The sequence below is a fragment of the Bradyrhizobium erythrophlei genome (genome assembly GCF_042430365.1).
In the GTDB taxonomy this organism is placed as follows: domain Bacteria; phylum Pseudomonadota; class Alphaproteobacteria; order Rhizobiales; family Xanthobacteraceae; genus Bradyrhizobium; species Bradyrhizobium erythrophlei.
Window position 1 is genome coordinate 19619 of record NZ_JBHMET010000232.1, and the last position, 26604, is coordinate 46222.

Below are 26604 nucleotides of genomic sequence, written 5' to 3' on the forward strand. Positions count from 1 at the left end.
GACGGGTTCGTATCGCGGTCAGCTCGATTGCAGCACGTAGCGGCGGTTGCTCTTCTGCGCCGGTCGCGCGTTCATCGGATAGAGCTTGGCGAAGCCGGCGACGTCGGAGGCCGCGACCTGGATCGGGTCTGACAGCACCAGCCATTCGACGACTTCAGCGCAAGGCGGTGTGGTCAGCGATCCCGAATAGCGGTAGTAGCCGAGCTTCGCCGGCAACAGCCCGTTCGGGTTGATCGCGGCGTCCGCCTTGACCGCCGGACCTTCCTTGGCCGGCATGGTCGCGACGATCTTGCCGAACGTCGCATTCGCCTTACCCTCCGCCATCAGCACGCCGACCACGGCCAGGGCGCCGGACTCGGCGCGATGGACGAAATGCGCCTCCATCGCGAAATTCATGCCACCGATCAGGTGCTCGCTCGGCCGATGGAAGTGAAGCTGCACCAGCTTGTAGGTGGTGTCGCCGAGCTTGAGCGTGCTGCCCTCGGAGAAATTGAGCTGGATGGTGTGGCCGTTGTTGACGATGCTGTCCGCCGTCTTGGCCCATGAAAGCTTGAGCGGCGGCAACTGCGACTTGACCGGCGCGATGATGTCGATCGGCGATTGCTGGGAGCCGATCGAGCACGCCTTGTTGGCCGCGTCGAGATCACCCCATTTGGCGGGGCCGGCGTCTCCCTCGTAGCTCCAATGCGCGCCCTCCGCGGCGAAGCCGGTGGCTGAACAGAGCGGACAAACCGCAAGCCCGGCGAGTGCTTTCAATAAATTTCGACGATCCAAGTGAGCCCCCTATGGTTGAAAGAACGAGTTTGCAGATACCTGATTCCGGGTAAACGCAAGCTTGCACTGCAGCCAGTCCGATCTCATTCCTTCGCGGCGCATCATCACACGACCCAGGCGGGCCCGCAAAATCCGGATGGCTGGTCATCGGCAATGTCGGCCGAGGCCGGCGCTGGATTGCGCTAGACTGGCCCCTACAAAAACAGCCGGCAAGGGCCGGCATAGATGGGAGCACGCGCATGCAGTTCAGGATTTCGCCGCAATCGCTGCAGAACGACAGCAGCGCCGAGGAATGGCAGGCACGGGTCGATCTCGCCGCTGCCCATCGGCTCGCCTTCATCCACGGTTTCTCGGAAGGCATCTTCAACCATCTCACCTTCGTGGTGCCCGGTCGCACCGACCGCTACTATCAGATTCCGTTCGGCATGCACTGGTCGGAGGTGACGGCGTCGTCCTTCATGGAGGTCGGCATCGACGACGGTCTGGTGAAGCGCGGTGAGGGCGAGGTCGAGCGCTCCTGCTATTGCATCCACGCGCCGATCCACCAGGCGCTGCCGCAGGCGAAAGCCGTGTTCCACACCCACATGCCGTTTGCCAGTGCGCTGACGCGGCTCGAAGACCCGCGGATCAAGGAGATCGGCCAGACCGAGGTCGGACTGTCGGAAGCGATCGCCTATGACGACCTTTACACCGGGCCTGCGCTCGATCCCGCCGAAGGCGCGCGGCTCGCCAAGGTGATCGGCGACAAGACCGTGCTGTTCATGGCCAACCATGGCATCTCGACCGTCGGCGAGACCATCGCGGACGCCTACGATAAGCTCTATTACATCGAGCGCGCCGCGCAGGTGCAGATCTACGCGATGTGGACCCACCAGCCGCTGAAGAAACTGCCGCCGCACGTGGTCGAGAAGACCAAGCGCGATTTCCGCGACGATCATCTCTACAAGGGCCCAACCCCGGCGCAGCGCCATTTCGACGCGCTGAAGCGGATGCTGGATCGGAAAGAGCCGGACTACGCGACGTAGGCTAAGTGGTGGGACAAACACCGCGGTCGTCCCGGCGAAAGCCTGGACCCATACTCCGCGGCTTGTGTTGTGAACGGGGCTCGTCGATCCAGCGTCGCGCAACAATCAGCATTTGTGGTTATGGGTCCCGGCCTTCGCCGGGACGACAACTAACTACTGGCTCGCCCACACGATCCGCGCAATCCACTCGACCTCCTCGGCATCGAAGGTGCGGTCTTCATGCGCCGGATTGAGGGAGGCGAGCTCCAGCAGCTTGGCGGTGCGGCGCTTCAATTCCTTCACCATCACCTCGCCGCCGGTCGTGCGCACCACTACGCGGTCGCCGCGGCGGATCGGCGTGCCCGGTGAGACCACGATGATGTCACCCTCGCGATAGGCGGGTTTCATCGAGTCGCCCTCGATCTCGAGCGCGTAGGCATGCTCGTCATTGGTGGCTGGCAGCGCCACCTCGTCCCAGCCCTTGCCGGCGGGAAAGCCGCTGTCATCGAAATAGCCGCCGGCGCCGGCCTGGGCGAAGCCGATCAGCGGCACCGACTGGGCGGCGCGGCCACCGTCCCCGATCAACTGGACGAAGGTGTCGATCGAGGTGTTGGTTGCAGCCAGCGCCTTGGAGACCGATTCGGTCGAGGGCCAGCGTTCGCGGCCGTCGCCGGTGACGCGCTTCGACCTGTTGAAGGTGGTGGGGTCGAGGCCGGACCGCTTCGCGAGGGCAGAGGGCGACAGGCCGGCACGCTCGGCGAGCCGATCGAGCGCGGCCCAGACCTGGGCGTGGGTAAGGGGGCGGGAAGATTTGGGTTGTTTGACCATCGCGTAAATCCGCTGCAATCTAGGAATTATTACCTCAATCCGGCGGTTTCCGCAATTCTGACGTGATGCGCCGCCAAGCACCGCTTGAGTTGCGCCGCAGCCGCCGATACGGTCGCTCGCTCGCCCGGTGACCGTCTGGGGCAACCCCATCAAATCCGGACAAAACCCCAAGAGACTCAACGACAAAAGGGACTGCCGGCACGTGCCTATGATCTACAAAATCACCCCCGCTTCGGCTTGGCGCGAGGCCGAACGACAGGGCGTGTACCGGGGCAGTGCGGACGACACACGCGACGGCTTCATCCATTTTTCCACGGCCTCTCAGGTCGCCGAGACCGCGCGAAAGCATTTTTTTGGCCAGACCGGCCTGTTCCTGGTCGCAGTCGATGCTGATGCGCTGGGCGATGCGCTGCGCTGGGAGCCGTCCCGCAACGACGAGTTGTTTCCCCATCTCTATGGCGAGCTCGACCTCGGCGCGGTCACCGAGATTCTCGACCTGCGCGCCCGCTCCGATGGCGGCCATGACGTTCCGGAGCTCAAGCCGTGATTCGCGCCTTCGACGCCTTCTCGCTGCCGCTGCTCCGCTGGTTCGATCCCGAGGATGCCCATCGCATGGCGATCCGGGGCCTCAGGCTGCTGCCGCCGATCCGGCAGCGGCCGGACGATCCCAAGCTTGCGGTGCGCGCCTTCGGGCTTAACTTCCCGAACCCGATCGGCATGGCGGCCGGCTTCGACAAGAGCGCCGAGGCGCCGGACGCGCTGCTGCGGCTTGGCTTCGGCTTTGTCGAGATCGGCTCGGTGACGCCGAAGCCGCAAGCCGGCAATCCGCGGCCGCGCCTGTTCCGGCTGGAGCGGGACGAAGCCGTCATCAACCGCATGGGCTTCAACAATGACGGTGCCGACGCCGTGCTGCGGCGGCTGGCCTCCCGCGCCGGCCACGGCGGCATCGTCGGCGTCAATGTCGGGGCCAACAAGGATTCGCCCGATCGTGTCGCCGATTATGTGAAGCTGATCGAGACGTTTGCGCCGGTCGCGAGCTATTTCACGGTCAACGTCTCCTCGCCGAACACGCCGGGCCTGCGGAATCTGCAGCAATCGGCGGCGCTCGACGATCTGCTCGCGCGTGTCATCGACACCCGCGAGCGCGTGCGCAAGAATGCGGGCGACTCGCCGGTGCTGCTCAAGATCGCGCCGGATCTGAGCCTCGCCGAGCTCGACGATGTCGTGCACATCGCGCGCTCGCGCCGTGTCGACGGCATGATCGTCGCCAACACCACGCTGGCGCGTCCGTCGACGCTGCGCGAAGAGAATCGCGCCAAGGAGCAGGGTGGCCTGTCGGGTCGGCCGCTGTTCCGCCTCTCGACGCGAATGGTGGCGGAGACCTATGTGCGCGTCGAGGGCGCGTTTCCCCTGATCGGCGTCGGCGGCATCGACTCTGGCGGCGCCGCGCTGACCAAGATCCGCGCCGGCGCCAGCCTGATCCAGCTCTATTCCTCGCTGGTCTACAAGGGCCTCGGCCTGGTCGACGACATCAAGCGCGACCTCTCCTCGACGTTGCTGCGCACCGGCCGTGACTCGCTTTCCGAAATCGTCGGCGCCGATGCGGCGACGATCACGGCCGAGGACTGGCCGGTAAAGTAGCTGCTTTGCGTAGCCCGGATGGAGCGCAGCGAAATCCGGGGACCCTGTACGCGCGGGGCGCACTTATCCCGGATTGCGCTGCGCTCCATCCGGGCTACGGGGGCTACGGCGCCTTGAACGTCTTCCTCAACAGCGTCGGGTAGCGCAGGCCCTGCAGGCCGCCGCGCGCGACATAGAAGCCGAGCATTGCGGTCCACAGCCCGGCATTGCCGAACGAGTTCAGCGCCCACCAGGTCACAAGGAAGATCAGCAGCGAAGTCAGCATCAGGTTGCGCATCTCGCGCGCCCAGGTCGCGCCGACATAGATGCCGTCGAAGCCGAAGGCGAAGACGCCCGGCAATGGTGCGAGGATCACGAACAGCAGGAAATCACGCGCGCTGCGGCGGACGTCGTCGCTGGTCGTCATCAGGTCGATCAGGGCCGGGCCGAACAGCGCGAACAGCACCGAGACCACGATCGCAAAGCCTAATCCCCAAAGGAGCACCAGCCGGGTCGAGTCCGCAAAGCCTCTCGCGTCGCGCGCGCCGAAGGTCTTGCCGCAGAGCTGCTGGGCGGCGTTGGCGAGGCCGTCGAGGAAGAAGGCCGAGACCAGCAGGAAGTTGTTCAGCACCGAATTGGCCGCCAGCGTCACGTCGCCGGCGCGCGCGCCCTTCGCGGTGAAGAACAGGAACACCGTGATCAGGGCCGCGGTGCGGATCATGATGTCGCGGTTGACCGCGAGCATGCGCATCAGCTTCTCGCGATCGAACAGCGTCGCGCGCGGCACCGCGAAGCCGCCCTGTGCGATCCGCCAGGCAACGACGATGCCGGCAACGAATCCGGCCGTTTCGGCCAGCACGGCGGCGATCGCGGCCCCCGCGATGCCGGTGTGATAGGCCTGCACCAGCAGCACCGTGGCGATCATGTTGATGATGTTGATCACGATTTGCAGCGCCAGCGCCAGATTGGCGCGCGCCTGGCCGACCAGCCAGCCCAGGATCACGTAATTGGCGAGCGCCAGCGGCGCCGACCAGATCCGGATCTTGAAATAGGTCTTTGCGGCGCGCGTGACGCCCTCGCTGCCGCCCATCGCGTCGAAGGTGACTGACGCGAGCGGGATCTGCAGCGCAATCAAGGCGGCGCCGATCAATCCGGCCACGATGAAGCCGCGCACCAGGATCGCGCTGAACTCGCCCGTCTCGCCGGCGCCCTGGGCCTGCGCCGTGAAGGCCAGCGTGCTCATGCGCAGGAAGGCGAACAGCCAGAACAGGCAGTCGAAGATCACCGAGGCCATCGCGACACCGCCGAGCAGCGCCGCATCGTTGAGGCGGCCGATCGCGGTAGTCGAGACGATGCCGATCAGTGGCGTCGTCAGGTTCGCGACCATCGCGGGGCCTGCGATGGCGAATACCTGCCGCGTCGTGATCCTGGGATGAATGGGCGCGTGCATAGTCAGAATTCGATCGTCGCGCCGTCGCGCGCTGCCACGTAGGGCAGGCTGTCGACGCGGCCGAGCATGTCGTCGCTCATGTGGGTGAGCACCACGCGCCTGGCGTTGATGGCAGGCAGATGCGCTTCGAGCACCTTCAGGCTGAGGTGGTTCTTGACCATTTTGTCGTAAGTATAGGCTTCCGCGATGAAGAGATCGGCGTCTCTGGCCGCAGGGATCAGCGCATCGGTCCATTCGGTGTCGGCGCTGTAGGTGATGATGCGGCCGTCCGCCTCGATGCGGTAGGCGAGAAAAGGTCCCCCGGATTCGCCGTGCACCACCGCATAAGGTGTTACCGTCACGTCACCGAAGCTGCGCGTCTGTTCCGGCGTGAGCGCGACCACCGAGAGATCAAAGCGTTGCTTGGTCTTCGAGGAATGCTCGAACATCACCTCCATCAGCTGCGGCAGCTTGGCCTCGATGCCTTGCGGTCCCGCAATCGTCAGCGGCCGGGTGCGGCGAGAGAATTGTGCGTCGAGCAGCAAAAACGGCAGGCCGGCGAAATGGTCGCCGTGGAAATGCGTGATCAGGATCAGGTCGATCGCATCGCGATCGATCCCGAGCTGTTTCATCGCCGGCAGCGACGAGGCGCCGCAGTCGATCAGGAGATTGACGCGCGCTCCGGTGACGTGGAAGCAGGTGTTGAAGCGGCCGCCGGAGCCGAACGCATCACCGCAGCCGACAAATCGTACCTGCATCGGCTGTCAGCTTTCCTCGATTACCGGCCGCGCGGCGCGCCGAACAGCCGCGACAGGAACCAGACCGGGACCACGATCACGGCGCCGAGCAGGAAGTAGCGCCAGGCCCAGTTGATGGCGTCGAAGCCGAAATCCCAGATGCGCTGGAACAGCATACGGATGCTGTGGATGATGTTCCAGGGATCGAATCCGATCGCGGCGAGCACGACGCCGACCAGGATCGACAACAGGATCAGCCGAAACGCCACCGACAGCGGCGAGCCACCGAGGAAGCGGTGCAGCCCGTCGGCGTTGCTGGCCGGCAAGTCTCTGACGTCGTTTTGCATCATCCTCTCCTGGCGGAATCGCCCGCCCATTATAGGCCACGGCAGGGCACATGGGGAACCCGGGAACCGCGGTCAATGGCTGCCATGCATCTGCGCGGCTTAATTTCCCGTCAAGGTCATTAACAGCCGTTCAAGCGTCTCCAGCCGGTCGGCCTCGCGCGGCGGCTTGTCCCAGCGCAGCCGGTTGATCCGCGGAAAGCGCATCGCGACGCCGGATTTGTGACGCGGCGAGCGTTGCAATCCCTCGAACGCGACCTCCAGCACCAGCCCCTGGTCCGGCTCATGCACGACATGGCGCACCGGGCCGAATTTCTCCGTCGTGTTGCGGCGAACGAAGCGGTCGATCTGCAGGAGCTCCTCGTCGGTGAAGCCGAAATAGGCTTTGCCGACCGGCACGAGCTGTTCGCCGCCCTCGCCGGAGGTCCAGACGCCGAAGGTGTAGTCGGAATAATAGGACGAGCGCTTGCCGTGGCCGCGCTGCGCATACATCAGCACCGCGTCGATGATGTGCGGATCGCGCTTCCACTTCCACCATGGGCCCTTCGGCCGTCCTGGCAGATAGGGCGCGTCGCGCCGCTTGAGCATCACGCCTTCGACCGCGTCGGCGTCGTCGCCGGCACCCGCGCTCCTGGGATCGGCGCGCGCCGCGGTCAGTTCCTCCCAGCTTGCGAACGGAACCGTCGGCGACAGGTCGATGCGCGGATCGTTCAGCTTCCCGACGAAGTCCTCCAATCGTGTGCGCCGCTCGGTGAACGGCAGCTCGCGCAGGTCGTTCGCGTCGTCGCCGAGCAGGTCGTAGGCGCGCAGATGGATCGGAAATTCCTTGATCAGCTTCGGCGATACCACTTTGCGATTGAGCCGCTGCTGCAGCACGTTGAATGTCTGCACGCGGCCGTCGCGCAGCACCAACAGTTCGCCGTCGATCGCGCCGGGCAGATGCAGCGACGGCACGAGGTCCGGGAAGCTGCCGGTGATGTCCTCGCCGGTGCGCGAATAGAGCCGCGTCTGGACGTGGCCGCGCGCGTCGCGGCCGGACACGGCCTGCACACGGATGCCGTCCCACTTCCACTCCGCGCTGAAATCGGCGGCGTCGAGATTGGCAAAGTCCGCATCCTCGATCGCATGCGCCAGCATCACCGGGCGGAACGGCGTCGGATCGCGGTTAACCGGCTTATCGCTGCGGCCCTCCAGCCAGGCGAACAGATCGAGATAGGGCGGCGACAGGCCCGGCCACATCAGTTCGATCTCGTGCGGATCCTTGTTGCCGAGCGCGGCTGCCGCCGTCTTCGCCAGCCGCGCCGAGATCCCGATCCGCATCGCGCCGGTGACGAGTTTTAGCAGCGCCCAGCGTCCGGTCTCGTCGAGCTCATCCAGCCAGCGCGCGAGCTGCGCCGGCAGCTCGGCCTTGCCGAGCGTGCGCAGGGTGGTGACGACCTCGGTGAGGGTGGGGGGAGGCGGGTTGTTGTGGCGGCTGTTGGACGGCTGGCTTTCTTCACCTCTCCCGCTTGCGGGGGAGGTCGGATCGTTCGACGGCGCGTAAGCGCGGTCGGGCAATCCGGGTGGGGGTTCTTTCCGCTTGTCGACTGTGGGGAGAGACCCCCACCCCGACCCTCCCCCGCAAGCGGGAGAGGGAGAAGATTTCGGCCACATCAGCGCCACCGTCTCGGAGAGATCGCCGACATAGTCGTAGGACAATCCGAACAGCACCGGATCGGTGCGCTCCGTGATCAGGTCGCGGATCAACCCCGGTTTCGCGTGCTTGAACGACAGCGCGCCGGTCAGCGCCGCCAGCGCATAGCCGCGATCGGGATCTTCGGTCTCGCGAAAATAGGCGGCGAGCAGCTTGATCTTGTTGTTGCGGCCGGGCTCGTAGGCGAGGCGGTCGAGCAGTTCGGCGAAGCGGTTCATGTCTCGGCCTCGCCGGCAGGCGCGGCCTCGCCTTCGTCCTCGTCGCCATAACCGACGAGGTCGAGTGGCCGCGCCGCAAGACCTTTGGTCTTGCACCAGTGCACCAGCGCGTCTTCCTGACCATGCGTGACCCAGATCTCGCCGGCGCCGGTCGCGCCGATCGTCGCGGTCAGCCCGTCCCAATCGGCATGGTCCGAGATCACCAGCGGCAGCTCGATGCCACCCTGGCGGGCGCGGGCGCGCACGCGCATCCAGCCCGAGGCGAACGCGGTGACCGGATCAGGAAAACGCCGCGTCCAGACATCCGACGTCGCGCTCGGCGGCGCCAGTGTGATGGTGCCGGCGAGCTCGGCCTTCTTCATGCCGCGCACCGGCTTCAGCTCGCCGAGCGCAATGCCGCGCTCCTGATAGTAATAGGTGATTTTTTCCATCGCGCCGTGCAGATAGATCGGTGCGTCGTAGCCGGCCTCGCGCAACAGCGCGATCACGCGCTGCGCCTTGCCGAGTGAGTAGGCGCCGACCAGATGCGCACGCTCCGGAAACAGTTTCACCGAGGCAAGCAGCTTGTTCACTTCAATGGCCGCATCGCCATGGCGGAAGACCGGCAGGCCAAAGGTTGCCTCGGTGATGAAGACGTCGCACGGCACGAGCTCGAACGGCACGCAGGTCGGATCGCGCGCGTCCTTGTAGTCGCCGGAGGCGACGATGCGGGTGTCCTTGCAGGTCACGGCGATCTGCGCCGAGCCGAGCACATGGCCCGCGGGATGGAATGTCGCGGTGACGTCGCCAAGCCTGGTTTCCTCGCCGTAGGCGATCGCCTGCGTGCTGCCTGCAAAATGGTCGCCATAGCGCAGCCGCATCATGTAGAGCGTCTCCTGCGTGGCGAGCACCGCGCCATGGCCGGGTCGGGCGTGGTCGGAATGGCCGTGTGTGATCAGCGCGCGCTCGACGGGCCTGACAGGGTCGATAAGAAAGCCGCCCGCCTTGCAGGCGAGGCCGGCCGGAACGGGCATCAGGATGTCTTGCGGGCGCATTGCTCGTATATAGGCGTTCGATCCGCGATGTTTAGCCGTCATGCGCGGGCTTGACCCGCGCGCCCATCTTCGGAAGAGTCCGGCTTTCTTGATGGATTGCCGGGCTTCGCCGGGCAATGACGAGTTCGGTTCCTGCAAAAATGCCTGCGCGCCTCTTCCTGTCCTCCGGCGATCTCGTCGCCGACCGCCGCTATGAGTTCGCGCGCGACCTGCAATTGAAAGGCGATTTGCCGGCCGCGGCCGACCTGCTCGAGCAGGCGATCGAGCTAGCGCCAAAATTCACCTCCGCCTGGTTCACGCTCGGCGAAATTCGCCGGCAGCTCGGCCAGCGCGATGCGGCCATCAAAGCCTTCTGCGCCGCGCGCGATGCGGATCCCGAGGACCGCCACGGCGCCAGCCTACGTCTGATGCAGCTCGGCGCCGAAGCCGTCGCGTCAATGCCGTCGGCCTATGTGCAGGTGCTGTTCGACCAATATGCGCCTCGCTTCGAGAACGCGCTGGTCGGCGATCTCGGCTATCGTGGCCCGGCGCTGTTGTTCAAGGCGGTACTGTCGGTCCGTGCTGCGGCGAAGAAACCCGCCTTCTTCAAGTGCGCGATCGATCTCGGCTGTGGCACCGGCCTTGCTGCGGGCGCGTTCGCCAAGAATGTCGACCGCTTCATCGGCATCGACTTGTCGCCGCGCATGATCGACAAGGCGCGCGCAACCGGCCTCTATGCCGAGCTCGAGGTCGACGACATGCTGAAGGGTATTTCGAGCAAGCCAGATGCCAGCGCCGAGTTGATCCTTGCGGCAGATGCGATGGTCTACGTCGCCGATCTCGCCCCCGTGCTCGCGGAAGCGAGGCGCGTTCTGGTCGGAGGCGGCGTGCTGGCGTTCACCACCGAGACCCATGACGGCGAAGGCGTCATCGTCGGCGAAGGGCTCCGCTACGCGCACGGCGCGGCCCATGTGCGCGCCTCCGTTGCGGCGGCGGGGCTGACACTGGCGCAGCTTGAAGACCTCTGGGCTCGCAAGGAAGACAATGTTCCGGCACCCGGACTGGTCGCGGTCGCGATCAAGCCGTGAGCTTTCACCTCACCATGAGCTTTCACCTTCTCTCACAAGGGGAGCAGGGAAACCCAAAACTTGAGTCTAGACGCTACGCGCGTGCCGTATAGCGGCATTGCGTCGCAAAGCCGCGAGATCGCGCTTGCCCGTCGTGAGGTGGAATGCGAGAGCTTTCCCATCAGGGAGAGAACAACAATGAAAAAGCAAACCCGGCGCGAGTTCGGCGCCACCGCATTGTCGGCCATCGCAGCGTCCGTCCTGCCGGCGCCATTCGTCTGGGCCGCGGACAAGAAATACGATCCGGGTGCGAGCGACACCGAGATCAAGCTCGGCCAGACTGTGCCGCATTCCGGCCCCGGCTCGCTCTATGGCGTGCTCGGGCGCGTCGGCGAAGCCTATTTCCAGATGCTGAACGAGAAGGGCGGCATCAACGGCCGCAAGGTGAAATTCCTCACCATGGATGATGCCTACAGCGCGCCGAAATGCGTGGAGGCGACGCGCCGACTGGTCGAGCAGGAGGAGGTGCTGGCGCTCTACGGCTCGCTCGGCACCGCGCCGCAGACCGCCGTGCACAAATATCTCAATTCCAAGGGCGTCCCTCAATTGTTGCTGAACACCGGCGCCTCGAAGTGGAACGATCCGAAGACCTACAAATGGACCATGGCGGGCCTGCCGCTCTATCCGACCGAAGCGCGCATCCTCGCCAAGCACGTCGTCAGCGTGAAGCCGAGCGCCAAGGTCGGCATCCTCTACCAGAACGACGATTTCGGCCGTGACTTCCTCGGTCCCTTCAAGAAGGTGCTGGCCGATGCCGGCGGTACCGCGCAGGTGATCATGGAGCAGACCTACGATCTCACCGATCCGACGATCGATTCCCAGCTCATCAACCTCTCGAAGTCCGGCGCCGACGTCTTCTATAACATCACCACCGGCAAGGCGACGTCGCAGTCGATCCGCAAGGTCGCCGAGCTCGGCTGGAAGCCGCTGCAATTGCTGTCGGCAGGCTCAACCGGCCGCTCGATCCTCAGCGCCGCGGGGTTGGAGAACGCCAAGGACATCGTCGCGATCCGCTACAACAAGGAAGTCGGCGTGCCCCGCTACGAGAAGGACCCGGACGTGATCGCGTTCGAGGAGCTGCGCAAGAAATATCTGCCGAACATCGATCCCGACAACACCATCGCCTTCGCCGGGTACGGCCAGGTGGTGACGATGTCGGAAATCCTGCGCCGCTGCGGCGACGATCTGACGCGCGCCAACGTGCTGAAGCACGCGGCAACGCTCGCCGGCTTCCACTCGCCCTATTTCCTCGACGGCATCAACTACAGCTACACGCCCGACGACTACACGCCGATGAAGACGCTCTATGTCTCGATCTTCAACGGCAAGGACTGGGACCTCGCCGGCGAGCCGATGACGGAGTAGTGGCGGGCAGTCTGCCTCCTCTCCCTCGCCCCGCTCTTGCGGGTCGAGACGAGCGAAGCTTGCTCTTAGAGGGTTGAGGTGAGGGGCTGTCTCCGCGAGGCGGTGTGAGCCGAGAGACCTGTACCCCCTCACCCGGATCGCATCTTGCGATGCGATCAGACCTCTCCCCGCGAGCGGGGCGAGGTGACTTCTAGGCAATCGCCTTGCAGTCTCCGCAAACGGGAGCGAGGTCGTGCCACCTGCTGCCATTCTCGCGCCCCTCGACGAAGCCTCCCCAACCGCTTACCTCTTGGGCGTGTCGACGCTCGATCTATTCTCCGTCACGCCGTCGGAAACGGCCGATTTGCTGCCGCGCCGGTTTCGCGACTGGTTCGCCTCGCGCGGCTGGTCGCCGCGCGAGCATCAGCTCGCGCTGCTCGCCAAAGCGCGCGAGGAGCGCTCGGCGTTATTGATCGCGCCCACCGGCGCCGGCAAGACGCTGGCGGGATTTTTGCCGACATTGGTGGAGTTGAGTGAGAGCGTGAACCTCCCCCTGAAAGGGGGAGGTCGGCGCGCGCTTGCGCGCGACGGGTGGGGGTCAGCCGCAGGCGCGGAGCAAGCGGCTGACCCCCACCCCAACCCTCCCCCTTTCAGGGGGAGGGAGCCTGACGAACTCGCAGGTGGAGAAGGAACTGGATCGGAGAACGTCCGCCCAGCCCTCATCTCCACCGGCCGCTCGGTCCGCCGCAGCGGGGGCCTGCACACGCTCTACATCTCGCCGTTGAAGGCGCTCGCGGTCGACATCGCGCGCAACCTCGAGACGCCGGTTGCCGAGATGGGGCTGCCGATCAGGATCGAGACCCGCACCGGCGACACGCCGGTGTCGCGGCGGCAGCGGCAGCGGCGCTATCCGCCGGATATCCTGCTCACCACGCCGGAGCAGCTCGCGCTGCTGCTCGCCTCCGACGATGCGCCTTATCTGTTCTCGTCGCTGAAGCGCATCGTGCTCGATGAGCTGCACGCGCTCGTCACCTCCAAGCGCGGCGATCTCTTGTCGCTCGGGCTCGCCCGCCTCTGGAAGATCGCGCCGCAGCTGCGGGCCATCGGCCTGTCGGCGACGGTCGCCGAGCCCGAGCAGCTTGCGTGCTTCCTCGTGCCGCAGCCGGGTGGCGACAGCGCATCCGCCGACGTCGTCATCGCGGGCGGCGCCGCGCCGCCGGTCGTCGAGATGCTCGACACGCGAGAGCGCCTGCCGTGGTCGGGCCACAGCGCGCGTCATGCGTTGCCTGAGGTCTATGAGCTGATCAAGCGCAACAAGACCACGCTGGTGTTCGTCAACACGCGCAGCCAGGCCGAGATGCTGTTCCAGGATCTCTGGCGCATGAACGACGATGGGCTGGCGATCGCGCTGCATCACGGCTCGCTCGACGTCGCGCAGCGCCGCAAGGTCGAGGACGCGATGGCGGCAGGCCGCCTGCGCGGCGTGGTCTGCACCTCCTCGCTCGACCTCGGCGTCGACTGGGGCGATGTCGATCTCGTCATCAACATCGGCGCGCCGAAGGGATCGTCGCGGCTGATGCAACGGATCGGCCGCGCCAATCACCGGTTCGACGAGGCCTCGCGCGCGGTGCTGGTGCCGGCCAACCGCTTCGAGGTGCTGGAGTGTCGTGTGGCGATCGATGCGATCGCGGAGAATGCTCAGGATACACCGCCGCTGCGATCGGGCGCGCTCGACGTGCTGGCCCAGCATGTGCTCGGTTGTGCCTGCGGCGCGCCGTTTCTGTCGGACGAGCTCTACGCCGAGGTCAGGACCGCGGCGCCCTATGCACCGCTATCGCGCACGGATTTCGACGACGTCGTCGAGTTCGTCGCGACCGGCGGCTACGCGCTGAAAACCTATGAACGCTTTGCCCGCATCAAGCAGGACAAGCAGGGCCGCTGGCGGGTCGCCAATCCCAAGGTGCGGCAGACTTACCGCCTCAACGTCGGCACCATCGTTGAAGAGACCATGCTCAAGGTGCGGCTGGTGCGCTCGCGCGCCGGCGGTACCGGCTCGACCGGCGCGATTGCGCGCGGCGGGCGCATGCTGGGCGAGATCGAAGAGGTGTTCATCGAAGGCCTCGTGGTCGGCGACACCTTTGTGTTCGGCGGCGAGGTGGTGCGCTACGAGGCCCTGGTCGAGGACCAGGTCTATGTCTCCCGCGCCAATGACAAGGATGCGAAGGTGCCGTCCTACATGGGCGGCAAGTTCCCGCTCTCGACCTATCTCGCCGAGCGCGTCCGCAAGCTACTCGATAACAGCCGTGCGTGGAAAGCGCTGCCGGATCAGGTCCATGAATGGCTGTCGCTGCAGCGGAAATTCTCGCGCGTGCCGGCGGTGCGCGAACTCCTGGTCGAAACCTTCCCGCGCGGCGGCAAGCACTATTTCATCTGCTACCCCTTCGAGGGCCGGCTCGCGCACCAGACGCTCGGCATGCTCCTGACGCGGCGGCTGGAGCGCGCCCGTGCCCGTCCGCTTGGCTTCGTCGCCAATGAATATGCGCTCGCGATCTGGGGCGTCGGCGACCTCTCTTTCATGGTCCGGCGCGGTCAGCTCGATCTCAACGCGCTGTTCGACCCCGACATGCTCGGCGACGACCTCGAGGCGTGGCTTGCCGAATCGGCGCTGATGAAGCGGACCTTCCGCAACTGCGCCATCATCTCCGGCCTGATCGCGCGCCGCTTCACCGACGAGGAGAAGTCGCGCCGCCAGGTGCTGTTCTCGACCGACCTGATCTACGACGTGCTGCGCAAGCACCAGGCCGACCACGTGCTGCTGCGCGCCGCGCGCGGCGATGCCGCAACTGGATTGCTCGATCTGCGCCGTCTTGGCGACATGCTGTCGCGCATCCACGGCCGAATCACCCACAAGGAACTCGACCACGTTTCGCCGCTCGCCGTTCCCGTGCTGCTGGAAATCGGCCGCGAGTCAGTTTATGGCGAAGCTTCCGACGAACTCCTGGCCGAAGCTGCCGAGGAGCTCGTGCGGGAGGCGATGACATAACGCGACGGGACAGAAAGTGACGGCAAACGCGCAGGCTTCGGGAGACGTTGACGACATGCGCGTTTCGAGGGTCACGGTTGCGGACATCGGCTTTGTTGCCGATTTCTCCGGCGCGCTGTTCTGGGAAGAGCAGAGCCTGCTGGTCGTCTCCGACCTGCATCTGGAAAAGGGCTCGAGCTTTGCCGCGCGCGGCGTGCTGCTGCCGCCCTATGATACGGTTGCGACCTTGAGTCGGCTCGCCGCCGTGATCGCGCGGCACGACCCGCGCCGGGTGATTGGGCTCGGCGACAGCTTTCACGATCGCGATGCCCATGAGCGTTTGTCGACGTCCGATCGCGAGGCGCTGGCCGCATTGCAGGCGCGGCGCAACTGGATCTGGATTTCGGGCAATCACGATCCGGCGCTGCCGTCCGATCTCGGCGGCGTGGTCGCGACCGAAGTCGCGATCGGCCCGATCGTCTTCCGCCACGAGCCGACCGGGTCGAGCGGCGAAATCGCCGGCCATTTGCATCCCAAGGCGCGCGTGCCGACCCGCGGCCGCTCGATCGAGCGCCGTTGCTTTGCCAGTGACGGCGAACGCGCGGTGATGCCTGCCTTCGGCGCATACACCGGAGGCTTGAGCATCCGCGACGCCGCGTTCGCGAAAGTGTTCGGATCGTCCGGCTTCACCGCCCACGTGCTCGGCGACAACCGCGTCCACGCGTTTGATGCGGCACGGTGCTATTAACGCTTGGCGCGTGCCGAGGAGCGCGTTGCTCCGTAGGGCGGATTAGCGTAAGCGTAATCCGCCGCCCTGTATGGAGTGGCGGATTACGCCTCCGGCCAATCCGCCCTACACGCGTTTGCGCTATCTCGGCCCTACGCTGCCTTCGCCTGCACCGAATCGCAGAACTCCGCGAGCCGGTCCGCCAGCCGCAATGTCGCAGGGCTGGCCTCGGGGGCTGCGACGAGGGCGACCTCGGTCTTGTCGATCGGCGCAAAGCCGTCCTTCGCCGTCAACACGCGATGATCGGCCTGGATCGACATCTCCGACAGGATGCTCAGCCCGAGCCCTGCGGCGACCGCGGCCTGGATGCCGGCGAGGCTGGAGGAGGTGTAGGCCATGTGCCAGTTGCGGCCGGCGCTCTCCAGCGCGTGGATGGCGCGGGCGCGATAGAGACAACCCGAGGCGAAGCCGATCAGCGGCACCGAGCCGGTGGACGTGTCGCGCGGATGGCTCTTGCTGGTGACCCAGTGCACGCGCTCCGGCCACACCGCGATGCCGCCCTTCTCGTTGGCGTCGCGCTTGACCAGCGCGAGATCGAGATCGCCCCGCTCGAGATCGCGGTATAGAAAGAGGCTCTGGCCGGCGCGCACGTCGAGCCGCAGGTTCGGATGGCTGCGCAGGAAGGTCGCGAGCAATTTCGTCAGCCGATAGGCGGCGAAATCCTCGGTGATGCCGAGCCGGATCGCGCCTTCGCTGCCGGGACGCGAGAGCACGTCGCGCGCTTCCTCGGCGAGCGACAAGAGCCGCCGCGCATAGGTCAACAGCCGTTCGCCGGCCTCGGTCAGGGTCACGTCCTTGCCGCTGCGGATCAGCAGCGGCTGACCGACATCCTCCTCCAGCCGCTTGATCTGCTGGCTCACCGTCGATTGCGTGCGGTGGACACGCTCGCCGGCGCGGGTGAAGCCGCCGGCATCGACCACCGAGACGAAACTGCGCAGCAGCTCCAGATCGAGCATCGCAGCCTCCATTCATAAATCAACTGAATGTCAGTCTATCATTTAATTTCCAAATAGCAAGGTATGCGCCTAGATCAGGGGCAAGGGAGAATTCCCAGGAGAAAATCCCATGTCAGCCGCCCCCGCCGTTGCAATGCCACGCACTCGCTTCAACACGCTGCCGTTCCTGATCGCGCTGTTCTGCCTGCTCTGGAGCTATGCCTTCGTCGCCGGCAAGATCGGCGTCACCGATTGCCCGCCGCTGATCATGCTGGCCGCGCGGTTCTCGCTGGCCGGCGTCCTGATCCTCGGCATCTCGCTTCTGCGCCGGGACAAGTGGGACCTCTCCTTGCGCGACGTGGCGGTTTTCGCCGTGCTCGGCGTCGCCAACAACGCGCTCTATCTCGGCCTCGGCTACACCGGCCTGAAGACAGTGTCGGCCGGGCTCGGGGCCCTGATCGTGTCGGCCAATCCCGTCTTCACCGCGGTTCTGGCGGCGCTGTTTCTTGGCGAAGCGCTGACCTTGCGCAAGGTGACGGGCCTGGTGCTCGGCATCGCCGGCGTCGCCTTCATCGTCTGGCACCGCCTGTCGGTCGGGTCGGACAGTCCGCACGGCATCCTGTTCACGCTGGCCTCGCTCGCGTCCATCGTCGCCGGCACCATTTTGTTCAAGGTGCTGGCGCCGAAGGGGAGCCTGTGGATCGGCAACGGTATCCAGAACATCGCCGGCGGCCTTGCGGTGATGCCGTTCGCCTTCGCGTTCTCCTCTGTCAGCGACATCGTACCGAGCATGCGGCTCGCCGGCGCCTTCGCCTTCCTGGTGCTGGGCGGCTCGATCCTCGCCTATCTGCTCTGGTTTCATCTCCTGAAGGTGTGTGGCGCCACCGCCGCGAGCGCCTATCACTTCCTGATGCCGCCGCTCGGCATGCTGTTCGCCTTCCTGGTGCTCGGTGAGCACGTCGAATTTCGCGATCTGCTCGGGATCATTCCGGTGGCGCTCGGCATTTACCTGGTAACCCGGCCCGCGGCGGTTGCGTCGCCCGAGAGGAGCGCATCATGACCCTCACCATCACCCTGATCGGTGGCCCCACCGCCCTGATCGAGATCGACGGCTTCCGGCTCCTCACCGATCCGACCTTCGACGCGCCCGGCGACTATCAATTGCCGCATGTGACACTGGAGAAGCTGACGGGGCCGGCGCTCAGCGCACGCGATGTCGGCGAGATCGATGCGGTGCTGCTGAGCCACGATCAGCATTCGGACAATCTCGACCATTCCGGCCGCGATTTCCTGAAAGACGCGAAGCGCGTGCTGACGACGGAAGCCGGCGCAAAGCGGCTCGGTGGCAAGACCGAAGGCTTTGCCCCCTGGCGGTCGACCGAGCTGACCAAGGCCGGTCAGTCGCTGACCATCACCGCGACGCCGGCGCGGCACGGGCCGGCCGGCATCGAGCCGCTGTCAGGCGACGTCATCGGCTTCGTGGTGGAGTCGCGCAAGGCGGGCAACCGTCCGATCTATATCAGCGGCGACACCACCTGGTTCGACGGCGTTGCCGAGGTCGCGCGCCGCTTCAAGGCCGGCGTGGTGCTGCCCTTCGCGGGCGCGGCGCAGACCCGCGGGCCGTTCCATCTCACCATGGACACCAACGACACGATCGAGACCGCACGCGCCTTTGCCGACGCCGTCATCGTCCCCGTGCATACCGATGGCTGGGCGCATTTCCGGCAGAATGCCAACGACCTGCGCTCGACCTTCGATACGCTCGGCTTCGGCCGTCGCCTGCGTATCCTCGAGCCCGGCGTCGCCACCGTCATCGAGCTGTTATCGAAAGGTTGATCCAGCGCAATGCTGGCGAGCGACCATCCCGGCGAACCTCAATGATGGAACCGGGCGATATCCGGTTCGTTGTCGCGATACCGGCATGACGCAGCACACACCAATCTCGCGGAAGCAACACGACAAGTCTGGCCATGCGCCGGCAGCCAAGGCCAAGTCGCGCGAACCCTTCAGTTTCAGCCGCGCCGTGAAGGCGCTTGGTCCTGGCCTGATCACCGGCGCGTCCGACGATGATCCGTCCGGGATCGGTACCTACAGCCAGGCCGGCGCGCAGCTCGGCTACGGCATCGGCTGGACCATGCTGCTGACATTTCCGCTGATGGCCGCGATCCAGGAGATTTCCGCGCGGGTCGGCCGCGTCACCGGGCACGGCATCTCCGGCAATGTCTGCCGGCATTATCCACGCTGGCTCTTGATCGCCGTCGTGACCATGCTGTGCGTCGCCAACACGATCAACATCGCGGCCGACCTTGCCGCGATGGCGGATGCAGCGAAGCTGCTGGTCGGCGGACCCGCGCTGCTCTACGTGATGCTGTTCGGCGTGACCTCGGTGATTGCGCAGATCTTCATGGACTACAGGCGCTACGTCGCGGTGCTGAAATGGCTGACGCTCAGCCTGTTCGCCTATGTCGCAGCGCTGGCGTTTGCCAAGATCTCCTGGAGCGAGGCGCTGCTCGGTACGCTCGTTCCGCGCCTCGCCTGGAGTGCGGATTACTTCACCACCATCGTCGCGATCTTCGGCACCACGATCTCGCCCTATCTGTTCTTCTGGCAGGCCTCGCAGGAGGCCGAGGATCAGCGTGTCGATGCCGCCAAGCATCCGCTGATCGAAAAGCACTACGGCGCGCGCAGGGAGTTTTCCCGGATTCGCGCCGACACCGTCGTCGGCATGGCGTTCTCGAACCTGATCGCGCTGTCGATCATCGTCACCGCCGCGGCGACGCTGCACGCCTCAGGCAGGACCGATATCCAAACCTCGGCGCAGGCGGCCGAGGCGTTGCGGCCGATCGCCGGGCCGTTGGCGGAAGTGATCTTTGCGCTCGGCATCATCGGCACCGGCCTGCTCGCGATCCCGGTGCTCGCGGGTGCGACGGCCTACGCGGTGGGCGAAGGGCGGCAATGGCCGGTCGGGCTGGCGCGCAAGCCGAAGGAAGCGATCGCGTTCTATTCGGTGCTGGCGCTGTCGGGCGCGATCGGGATCGCGCTCAACTTCACCTCGATCAACCCGATCGCGGCCTTGTACTGGAGCGCGGTCGTCAACGGCGTGCTCGCGGTCCCCGTGATGGTGCTGCTGATGTTGATGGTCCGCCACGGGGACGTGATGGGCCATTTCGTGATCGGCGGGCCGCTGTACTGGCTCGGCTGGGTCTCGACGGGCGCGATGCTCGCCAGCGTGCTCGCGATGGGGGCGGGGCTCTTCCTCTAATCCTTCCGAAACACGATCGAGGCCATCCAGCCGGTCATCAGCGCCATGAATGCGGTGACGAGGCCGTAGGCAAATCCGTTCTGCCGTGCGGTGGTGGCGACGAACTGCTCGAAGCCGACCTTGACGATCTCGAAGGCGGTGTCGGTCTTGGTCACCAGCGCGCCGTCGGAAAACAGCTTGATCTCGACGTTATAGGTGCCGATCGGCACTTCGGCAGGCAGCGGGATGCCGGTGCGGAACAGCGTCGGCGTCAGGAAGGTGACCGCGGAGGTTGCCTCGCGGTAGAGCCCGTGCTCCGAGCGCAGCCTCACGAAGGCGCTGCGGAACGGGTCGTTCGGCACCACGTCGGCATAGTCGGCACCGACCCGCTGCATCAACAGCACGTTGTTGAGGCCGAGCTGCTGGCGTCGCTGCACCTCGGGCGAGGCGATCTGGTCGAACGGACGGTTGGAGAACAGCGCGAGATAGCCCGGCACCTGCAGGAACTGCCGGGAGTCGGTGTTGATCCAGATGCCGAATTTGCGCTCCTTGCGCCGCGTCACCATGTCGGCGCGCGGACCGGAGACGGTGACGACGAGATCGTAATTGCCGCGATTGGGCGGCGTCTTGTCGTCCCTCTCGACCGAGCCGAACAGCACCAGCTCGCCGCCGGAGTAGTTCGGCGTCACCGTGACGCGGTGGTTCGAGACCGACACGATCAACCGCTCGGCACGAACAGGCGCAGCCACCAGCATGGCGATCACGAGGCCTGCGATGGCGAGCGGCGCGCGCGATCTCACGGCGGGCCTCCGCCGCTGCTTTCGCGGATGGTGAAGAGGTCCTGCGGCCGGATCACGAGCTCGATCGCAAAGCGGATGCCGACCGCCAGCACCAAAAGGCCGAGCAGGAGGCGCAGATGCTCGCCGCGGATCCTCTGACCGGCGCGCGCGCCGAACTGCGCGCCGGTGACGCCGCCGACCATCAGGATCAGCGCCAGCACGGCGTCGACCAGGTGGTTGGTCATGGCGTGCAGCATGGTGGCGAACACCATGGTGACGAGCGTGAGCACCATCGAGGTGCCGATCACGGTCGAGGTCGGCACCCTGAGCAGATAGATCATCAGCGGCACCAGGATGAAGCCGCCGCCGATGCCCATGACCGCGCCGATGAAGCCGATGACCAGGCCGACGACGACGACAGGGATAACCGAAAGATAGATCTTGGAGCGCTTGAAGCGCATCTTCAGCGGCAGGCCGTGGATCCAGCCATGACTGCCCGGCTTGCGGACCGAGACCGCGCCGCCGCGGCGGACGCGGACCATCGCGCGCAGGCCTTCCCAGAACATCAGCCCGCCCACGGTGCTCAGCAGGACGACGTAGGACAGCGCGATCATTAGGTCGAGCTGGCCGAGCGAACGCAGGAAGGTGAAGGTACCGACCCCGAGTGCGGTGCCTATCGTGCCTCCGGTCAACAGCACCATGGCCAGCACGGGATCGATCGCACGTCTTCGCCAGTAGGAGATCGCGCCGGAGAACGAGGAGGCCGCGATGTGGCTCGCGACCGAGGCGACCGCAACCGCCGGCGCGATGCCGACAAAGATCAGGAGCGGGGTCATCAGGAAGCCGCCGCCGATGCCGAACATGCCGGAGACGAAGCCGACGGCCGCGCCCATCGCCAGGATGAGGAAGACATTGACCGGAATGTCGGCGATCGGGAGGTAGAGCTGCACGCGCGTCGCTTCTTGTCGGTTTTCGCCGCAAGAAGGGCGCGAGGCCGCGTCACGGCGTGGTGTCCTGGTCGGGGCATTCTCCGGCAGAACAATCCGGTTGGCGCGCAAGAAGCAGGCGAACGCGGGTCGATTGCCGCGTCCCTGCATAACCGAAATCGGCGGGAGGAGGGACTAAAGAATCCGCTTCCCGCTGCTTTTTTGCCGCAGGTCGCCTAAGGTCCTGCGGACGTGGTTGATGATTCAGATTAATGACGGCCGCCGGCTCAGTGCGGGTTGACCGGGGTGGTGACGAGGTTGATCGCGAGAGCTTCCTTCGGGGTCAGCCAGCGAATGTCCGATGTCTGCGACATCGCTTCCACGATTGTGGAGGAGACGCCCATGTCCGTCATGTAGCCGAGCACCATGCCCTGGATGCGCTGGGCCTCGGCCACGGGATCGTCGATCGGAGTTGAGTAGGTAAAGCGGTGGACGCCGAGCATCGACCCGTGGATGCCGTAACGGGTCTTGCCGCCGGCAAAGACCAGCACACAGGCGCTAGCGCAGGAAGCAGGCCGCACCTGTCCGGATGGGCCGGCCGTGCCGACGGCGGTGACGAGCCCGCGCTTGCGAATGATCTCGCCCATGAGGGCGGCCTGGTTCAGTGCGCCGCCGCCGGACGACAACAGCACCGCGTCACCTGCCGAGAGGCGGGCCTTGTCGAGCTGATCGCGGAACCAGCTCGTGCTGGCGGTGCCGATCCTGCCGCTGATCGCAAGCGCACGCCGGCCACGACCCGATCCATCGATGTCGGCATTGGGAACGACGGTCGCTGTCATGCTCGCCGAGACATAGGTCTCGCGCCAATAGTCCCAGGTGCTCGGCTGCGACAGGTCCCGATAGGCGCGGATGCCGACGCCCGACAGCAGCAGCACGAAGATGACGACGGACCAGACGGAGGGGCGGAAGACGCCGTGCGAGAAGACTGCGTTTGCCCGGCGAGATGGCTGCGGCCGCGGCGGCATCGGAGGCGGCGGCTCCTGCCGCGGCGGCACTATCCGGGGGCCGGTCGGCGAGGCGCGGTGCAAACCCGGTCCTTCGTCCTGACGATCGTCGACAGACAAGCGTGATCCTCCCGCCACCATGGGCCGCTCGCGCGGTGCGTGTCTGTCTACACGGCTGGCGTGTGGAGGTACAGGTCAGCGACGCCAGGGCGGCGTCGTGAAAGGGTTAAATCAATGCGCGGCCAGTGCCGCGGTCCGCTTCGTGGGCTGCTTGGCGGGCTTGGCGGCTGCGGGCTGCGGTTGCGCGGGGGCAGAGTCCCAGCCGCCGGCCGGCGCGGCGACGTTGATCGCGTCGGTCGGCTGCGGCTCGGCGGTGAAGGTCTGGATCGCGAGCTTCGCCGCCGCCAGCGACTGGGCGTCGAGGCGCTTGGCGATGTCGTCGCGTTTGTGTCCGGCGTCGGCATCGCCCTGGGCAGCGGCCAGGCTGAACCACTTGAAGGACTCGGCGAGGTTCTGTTCGACGCCGATGCCGCGGGCATAGAGGATGCCGAGGTTGAACTGGCTGTCGGCGACGCCGCGGTCGGCGGCCTTGCGGAACCACTGCGCCGCGCTCTTGTAGTCGGCGCCCTTGCCGCCGCCATCGGCGTCGAGCACGGCGAGGTTATGCATCGCCTTGGCGTTGCCGCGCTCGGCCGCTTGCACGTAGTAGCGCCGCGCGACATCGACGTCGCGTTTCACGCTCAGGCCCTTCTCGTAGAAGGTGCCGAGCCGGAAGATCGCCGGCACCACGCCGGCCTGCGCGGCGCGGTTATACCATTTGGCGGCTTCATCGAAGTTGGAGGGAACGCCCTTGCCCTCGGCGTAGCGCATGCCGACCTCATAGGCCGCGGCCGGGTCACCCTTCAGCGCGGCCGCACGCAGCACCGGTCCGCCGATCGTGTCGGGCAGCTTCTCGCCCTGCGGGATCTGGATCGTCGCAAGCCTGCCGGCGGCAGGCTGCGGCGTTGATGGTGTCGGGATCGCTCCGGTGATGTCGCTCGCGCTGATCGGCGTTGCCGTGATGGGGGCTGCGGCAGGCGCCGGGGCTGGCGGGATCGTGACCTGCGCGCTGTCGAGCGTGTTCGGCGCGGAGCTGTTGTTCGACTGCCGGCCGAGCGGGGTCGGCGTGGTCATCGACGGCGCGGGCGCAGCCGACGGCGCGGCGGGCGCCGGCGCCGGAGCGGCGGAATTCTCGGCGGGGGCCTGCAGCGGTGCCGCAGCCGGCTCGCTGCTTTCCATCGCTGGCATCTGCGGCGGCGTGCCGGTGTCGAGCAGGTTCATCGCCATCTTGAAGGTGCCAAGCACGATCACGACCACGCTCGCGCCGACCAGCAGCGAGCGGATCTTGGATGTGATGGTCGACGGCTCCGCCTCGGTGCCACCGGCCTTGATCGCGGCCTTGGCCTTCTCGGCCTTCTCTTCCTTGGCCTTGGCCTTGGCGGCCGCCTTGCTGGCGGCGCGCGCGGCCTTCTCATTGACCGGCTGGGCCGCGGCGGCGGCCTGCGCGGCGCGGCGCGCGGCGGCGATGAAGCTCGAGGTGGAGACCGGCTCCTTCTTGCCGGCGGGAATCTCGCTGATCGCACTTTCGGACGCGGCGATCCGCTCCGACGGCGACGACGTGCGTCCGCTGGGACGGGTGCCCGGCTCGAGCGGATGATCGGGCGGCAATTCCGGCGCGATCGCGGCGCGCGCCGGCGCGGCGTGCGGCTCGAGGATCTCGCTTATGGCGCGCGGCGGGGCAGGCGGCATCGGCGGCGGCATTGCTGCGGCCGGCGGTTGCGCGGCATGGAATTCGCGCGGCGCGGACGCGAAATGCTCCTGCGCCAGGGCGGGATTGGGCAGCTCGGGCTTCGGCTGGGCGACCGGCTGCGGCATCACCGGCCGCGGCATCTCGATCCGCGGTTCGAACACCGGGGCGGGCGGCGGTGGCGGCGGCGCGGTGCGGACCGTGCGCAGGTCGTTCTCGATCATCGCCAGGCGGTCGACGACATGACCGAGCGTGTTGTGCACGGTTTCCAGCGAATCCTGGGTGCGGCGATCGGTTTCCGACTGGCTGAAGCGGATGTCGGACAGCTCGCGCTTCATCATGTCGACGATGCCGGAGTCCATCATCGGCTGCGCCGACGGGGCGCTGAAATTGCGCGTGGCGTCGGCAAGCGAGGCGATATGGGCGTGCTGGGCCTCGAGGTGCCGCATGATGTCATGCAGCCCTTCCTCGACCCGGCCGAGATTACCGGCGCGCTGGTCGGAGGGCGAGGTGGCCTCCAGCCGCTCGAGCAGATACGACACGCGCTGTTCGAGATGGGCGAATGCCGACGCGCTGTCATTGCCGACCTGCAGGCGGTCGATCCGTTCCGACAGCGCGCGCACCGCGTTCTCGATGGCGTCGGAATTGTCGTAGCCGGCCGGCCGCTCGCGGCTCTCCAGCGTCGAGCTCAGCGCGGCGATGCGCTGTTCGAGCATGGCGAAGGCATCGCCGTGGCTGTCGGATCGCGACATCTGCGAGAGCTGATCGACTTTCGCCGACAGCATGTGCACGTCCTCCGACAGCCGCAGCAGCGCGTCGTTGGAGGCGACATTGGAGACGATGGCGCGCAGCGCTGCGATCGCGCCTTCGAGCTGATGCACCGTCGACGGATCGTCGTTGGCGCGCAGGATCATGTCGAGCTTGGCGCCGAGATTGCGGATCGCCTCGTCATACCCGGTGAGCTGCTCGGCCGGGGTCAGCGTGCGCAGCACCTCGCGGATCTCCGACAAGGCGCGCTCGATGCCGGCGATCGCCTGGCCGTTGCCGTTGTTGCTTTCCAGCCTGATCTCGTCGATCCGACGGTGCAGCGAGCGGATTTCGTTCTCGATCGATTCGATCGCCCGCCGCGGCATCGCTTCGGTGATAGCCTGGCGGATCTCGGAGAGCTCGCCGCGGAAGGCGGCGATCGACTGCTCGATATGGTCGGGACGCTGCAGCGCCTCGATCTGGCTCGTGATCTTGAGCAGATGACGCTCGAGCGAGGAGAAGTCCGGACCCGGTGGCGCGGGCGGGGGTGGCGGCGCGTAGGCGGCCGCAGACGCCATCGGTGGTGCGCTGCGCGGCGGCATCTGCCGCGGCGCGGGCGCATCGAGTTCGGTCTGGCGGGCCGCGATTTCCGCGATTGCGGAATCGAACGAGGCCGGGCTCAGCGGCGGCGAGGGTCGATAGACCTGCGCAGCGGCGCGCTCGACCGCGTCGGCCTGGCGCTGCCGTTCCTGCTGCTGGCGGTCCTGCAGCGGCCGATCCTGCATCTGCGGCTCGCGGGGCTGCGGCCGCGCAATCTGCGACAGCCGCGCGTCGAGGCGCGAGATGGCGTCGTTCAACTGGCGTGCGACGGCAGGCTGGCCGCGCAGCGCGTCGGCGCGCGTGGCATCGTTGCGCTGCGCGGCATCGTTTCGCTGCGCGGGCCTGGCAATCTGCTCGATTTGGCGGGTGATCGCGTCGAGCCGCTGATGGATGTCGGCGACCTCGCGGCTTTCGCGACTCGGCATCGGCGGCCGTTCGTCATAGGGGGTGCGGAAGTCCGGTGGCGCGGCTTCGCCGACGGTCGAATTGAGCCAGTCGTTCAGCGACATGCCGGCACGGCGCGCAGCCGCTTCAGCCCTTTCGCGGACGGAGGGATCGATGCCGTCAACACTCCACGATACGCGCGAATTCATGATTCCGTCCGGTCCCGACTCCGGCGCCACACCCTGCGCCTGCAGCCTCCCCG

General features: G+C 66.4%; 22 protein-coding genes. 10 read left to right on the forward strand and 12 right to left on the reverse strand.

The genetic code is table 11. The annotated features are described in order from the left end of the window. Positions 1–18: 18 nt before the first annotated feature. Positions 19–774 carry a carbonic anhydrase gene (locus tag ACFFWD_RS34950; protein WP_376973338.1) on the reverse strand — a complete coding sequence of 252 codons (756 nt, stop codon included), beginning with the start codon at positions 772–774 and terminating at the stop codon, positions 19–21. A gap of 239 nt (positions 775–1013) precedes the next feature. Here ACFFWD_RS34950 and ACFFWD_RS34955 point away from each other — a divergent pair, with 239 nt between their 5' ends. Continuing rightward, positions 1014–1799 (forward strand): class II aldolase/adducin family protein, encoded by a 786-nt coding sequence (locus ACFFWD_RS34955; protein WP_376973340.1) that lies wholly within the window; start codon positions 1014–1016, stop codon positions 1797–1799. Between the two features lie 153 nt (positions 1800–1952). On the opposite strand, the gene ACFFWD_RS34960 is transcribed toward ACFFWD_RS34955, so the two are convergent. Further along, positions 1953–2606 (reverse strand): S24 family peptidase, encoded by a 654-nt coding sequence (locus tag ACFFWD_RS34960; RefSeq protein WP_376973342.1) that lies wholly within the window; start codon positions 2604–2606, stop codon positions 1953–1955. A 202-nt stretch (positions 2607–2808) separates the two neighbouring features. Between ACFFWD_RS34960 and ACFFWD_RS34965 the strand changes: the two genes are divergently transcribed. Together ACFFWD_RS34965 and ACFFWD_RS34970 are read left to right on the forward strand one after the other, a co-directional pair. Continuing rightward, a complete protein-coding gene (locus ACFFWD_RS34965) occupies positions 2809–3153 on the forward strand; it encodes a DUF952 domain-containing protein (RefSeq protein WP_376973473.1) in 345 nt (114 codons plus the stop codon). Then, positions 3150–4247: a quinone-dependent dihydroorotate dehydrogenase gene (locus ACFFWD_RS34970; RefSeq protein ID WP_376973344.1), complete on the forward strand. Its 1098-nt coding sequence runs from the start codon at positions 3150–3152 to the stop codon at positions 4245–4247. Before ACFFWD_RS34965 ends, ACFFWD_RS34970 begins: the two co-directional genes overlap by 4 nt. A gap of 103 nt (positions 4248–4350) precedes the next feature. Here ACFFWD_RS34970 and ACFFWD_RS34975 read toward each other — a convergent pair whose 3' ends face one another. From ACFFWD_RS34975 to ACFFWD_RS34995, 5 genes are all read right to left on the reverse strand, one after another. Then, positions 4351–5676 (reverse strand): MATE family efflux transporter, encoded by a 1326-nt coding sequence (locus tag ACFFWD_RS34975; protein ID WP_376973346.1) that lies wholly within the window; start codon positions 5674–5676, stop codon positions 4351–4353. A 2-nt stretch (positions 5677–5678) separates the two neighbouring features. Further along, complete coding sequence (locus tag ACFFWD_RS34980; RefSeq protein WP_376973348.1) at positions 5679–6413, reverse strand: MBL fold metallo-hydrolase; 735 nt, start codon at positions 6411–6413, stop codon at positions 5679–5681. 20 nt (positions 6414–6433) lie between these two features. Further along, positions 6434–6739, reverse strand: coding sequence for a DUF6460 domain-containing protein (locus ACFFWD_RS34985; protein ID WP_376973350.1), 306 nt, complete (start codon positions 6737–6739; stop codon positions 6434–6436). 99 nt (positions 6740–6838) lie between these two features. Further along, positions 6839–8647, reverse strand: coding sequence for an ATP-dependent DNA ligase (locus ACFFWD_RS34990; RefSeq protein WP_376973352.1), 1809 nt, complete (start codon positions 8645–8647; stop codon positions 6839–6841). Continuing rightward, complete coding sequence (locus ACFFWD_RS34995) at positions 8644–9681, reverse strand: ligase-associated DNA damage response exonuclease (RefSeq protein WP_376973475.1); 1038 nt, start codon at positions 9679–9681, stop codon at positions 8644–8646. The genes ACFFWD_RS34990 and ACFFWD_RS34995 overlap by 4 nt, the downstream gene beginning before the upstream one ends. A gap of 140 nt (positions 9682–9821) precedes the next feature. Here ACFFWD_RS34995 and ACFFWD_RS35000 point away from each other — a divergent pair, with 140 nt between their 5' ends. The 4 genes from ACFFWD_RS35000 (at position 9822) to pdeM (ending at position 15901) form a co-directional block, all read left to right on the forward strand. Continuing rightward, positions 9822–10748, forward strand: coding sequence for a class I SAM-dependent DNA methyltransferase (locus ACFFWD_RS35000; protein ID WP_376973354.1), 927 nt, complete (start codon positions 9822–9824; stop codon positions 10746–10748). 177 nt (positions 10749–10925) lie between these two features. Then, positions 10926–12152 (forward strand): ABC transporter substrate-binding protein, encoded by a 1227-nt coding sequence (locus ACFFWD_RS35005; protein ID WP_376973356.1) that lies wholly within the window; start codon positions 10926–10928, stop codon positions 12150–12152. 295 nt (positions 12153–12447) lie between these two features. Continuing rightward, positions 12448–15174: a ligase-associated DNA damage response DEXH box helicase gene (locus ACFFWD_RS35010; protein WP_376973477.1), complete on the forward strand. Its 2727-nt coding sequence runs from the start codon at positions 12448–12450 to the stop codon at positions 15172–15174. Between the two features lie 55 nt (positions 15175–15229). After that, positions 15230–15901, forward strand: a complete 672-nt coding sequence (gene pdeM / locus ACFFWD_RS35015) for a ligase-associated DNA damage response endonuclease PdeM (protein ID WP_376973358.1) — start codon at positions 15230–15232, stop codon at positions 15899–15901. A 131-nt stretch (positions 15902–16032) separates the two neighbouring features. Here pdeM and ACFFWD_RS35020 read toward each other — a convergent pair whose 3' ends face one another. After that, complete coding sequence (locus tag ACFFWD_RS35020; RefSeq protein WP_376973360.1) at positions 16033–16896, reverse strand: LysR family transcriptional regulator; 864 nt, start codon at positions 16894–16896, stop codon at positions 16033–16035. A gap of 109 nt (positions 16897–17005) precedes the next feature. On the opposite strand from ACFFWD_RS35020, the gene ACFFWD_RS35025 reads away from it, so the two are divergent. The 3 genes from ACFFWD_RS35025 to ACFFWD_RS35035 all read left to right on the forward strand — a co-directional run bounded on the left by ACFFWD_RS35025 (position 17006) and on the right by ACFFWD_RS35035 (position 20137). Next, the gene (locus ACFFWD_RS35025) at positions 17006–17935 is read left to right on the forward strand and encodes a DMT family transporter (RefSeq protein ID WP_376973362.1); all 930 of its coding nucleotides are present in this window, start codon (positions 17006–17008) and stop codon (positions 17933–17935) included. Further along, positions 17932–18711: an MBL fold metallo-hydrolase gene (locus tag ACFFWD_RS35030; RefSeq protein ID WP_376973364.1), complete on the forward strand. Its 780-nt coding sequence runs from the start codon at positions 17932–17934 to the stop codon at positions 18709–18711. Before ACFFWD_RS35025 ends, ACFFWD_RS35030 begins: the two co-directional genes overlap by 4 nt. Before the next feature lie 85 nt (positions 18712–18796). Continuing rightward, positions 18797–20137, forward strand: a complete 1341-nt coding sequence (locus ACFFWD_RS35035) for an NRAMP family divalent metal transporter (protein WP_376973366.1) — start codon at positions 18797–18799, stop codon at positions 20135–20137. Here the strand turns inward: ACFFWD_RS35035 and ACFFWD_RS35040 are convergent. From ACFFWD_RS35040 to ACFFWD_RS35055, 4 genes are all read right to left on the reverse strand, one after another. Beyond that, a complete protein-coding gene (locus tag ACFFWD_RS35040; protein ID WP_376973479.1) occupies positions 20134–20871 on the reverse strand; it encodes a TIGR02186 family protein in 738 nt (245 codons plus the stop codon). The genes ACFFWD_RS35035 and ACFFWD_RS35040 overlap by 4 nt on opposite strands. Before the next feature lie 41 nt (positions 20872–20912). Beyond that, positions 20913–21845 carry a sulfite exporter TauE/SafE family protein gene (locus ACFFWD_RS35045; RefSeq protein ID WP_376973368.1) on the reverse strand — a complete coding sequence of 311 codons (933 nt, stop codon included), beginning with the start codon at positions 21843–21845 and terminating at the stop codon, positions 20913–20915. A 263-nt stretch (positions 21846–22108) separates the two neighbouring features. Continuing rightward, complete coding sequence (locus tag ACFFWD_RS35050) at positions 22109–22945, reverse strand: COG3904 family protein (RefSeq protein WP_376973370.1); 837 nt, start codon at positions 22943–22945, stop codon at positions 22109–22111. Between the two features lie 111 nt (positions 22946–23056). After that, positions 23057–26551 (reverse strand): hypothetical protein, encoded by a 3495-nt coding sequence (locus ACFFWD_RS35055; RefSeq protein WP_376973372.1) that lies wholly within the window; start codon positions 26549–26551, stop codon positions 23057–23059. Positions 26552–26604: the final 53 nt, after the last annotated feature.

What these genes read in the sequence shown, in the direction of transcription:
- ACFFWD_RS35005 (WP_376973356.1), top strand. Translation starts at nt 10,926, where the DNA reads ATGAAAAAGCAAACCCGGCGCGAGTTCGGCGCCACCGCATTGTCGGCC.
- pdeM (WP_376973358.1), top strand. Translation starts at nt 15,230, where the DNA reads ATGCGCGTTTCGAGGGTCACGGTTGCGGACATCGGCTTTGTTGCCGAT.
- ACFFWD_RS35035 (WP_376973366.1), top strand. Translation starts at nt 18,797, where the DNA reads ATGACGCAGCACACACCAATCTCGCGGAAGCAACACGACAAGTCTGGC.
- ACFFWD_RS35025 (WP_376973362.1), top strand. Translation starts at nt 17,006, where the DNA reads ATGTCAGCCGCCCCCGCCGTTGCAATGCCACGCACTCGCTTCAACACG.
- ACFFWD_RS35000 (WP_376973354.1), top strand. Translation starts at nt 9,822, where the DNA reads ATGCCTGCGCGCCTCTTCCTGTCCTCCGGCGATCTCGTCGCCGACCGC.
- ACFFWD_RS35055 (WP_376973372.1), bottom strand. Translation starts at nt 26,551, where the DNA reads ATGAATTCGCGCGTATCGTGGAGTGTTGACGGCATCGATCCCTCCGTC.
- ACFFWD_RS34960 (WP_376973342.1), bottom strand. Translation starts at nt 2,606, where the DNA reads ATGGTCAAACAACCCAAATCTTCCCGCCCCCTTACCCACGCCCAGGTC.
- ACFFWD_RS34955 (WP_376973340.1), top strand. Translation starts at nt 1,014, where the DNA reads ATGCAGTTCAGGATTTCGCCGCAATCGCTGCAGAACGACAGCAGCGCC.
- ACFFWD_RS34975 (WP_376973346.1), bottom strand. Translation starts at nt 5,676, where the DNA reads ATGCACGCGCCCATTCATCCCAGGATCACGACGCGGCAGGTATTCGCC.
- ACFFWD_RS34980 (WP_376973348.1), bottom strand. Translation starts at nt 6,413, where the DNA reads ATGCAGGTACGATTTGTCGGCTGCGGTGATGCGTTCGGCTCCGGCGGC.
- ACFFWD_RS35030 (WP_376973364.1), top strand. Translation starts at nt 17,932, where the DNA reads ATGACCCTCACCATCACCCTGATCGGTGGCCCCACCGCCCTGATCGAG.
- ACFFWD_RS35020 (WP_376973360.1), bottom strand. Translation starts at nt 16,896, where the DNA reads ATGCTCGATCTGGAGCTGCTGCGCAGTTTCGTCTCGGTGGTCGATGCC.
- ACFFWD_RS34990 (WP_376973352.1), bottom strand. Translation starts at nt 8,647, where the DNA reads ATGAACCGCTTCGCCGAACTGCTCGACCGCCTCGCCTACGAGCCCGGC.
- ACFFWD_RS34995 (WP_376973475.1), bottom strand. Translation starts at nt 9,681, where the DNA reads ATGCGCCCGCAAGACATCCTGATGCCCGTTCCGGCCGGCCTCGCCTGC.
- ACFFWD_RS34985 (WP_376973350.1), bottom strand. Translation starts at nt 6,739, where the DNA reads ATGCAAAACGACGTCAGAGACTTGCCGGCCAGCAACGCCGACGGGCTG.
- ACFFWD_RS35040 (WP_376973479.1), bottom strand. Translation starts at nt 20,871, where the DNA reads ATGCTGGTGGCTGCGCCTGTTCGTGCCGAGCGGTTGATCGTGTCGGTC.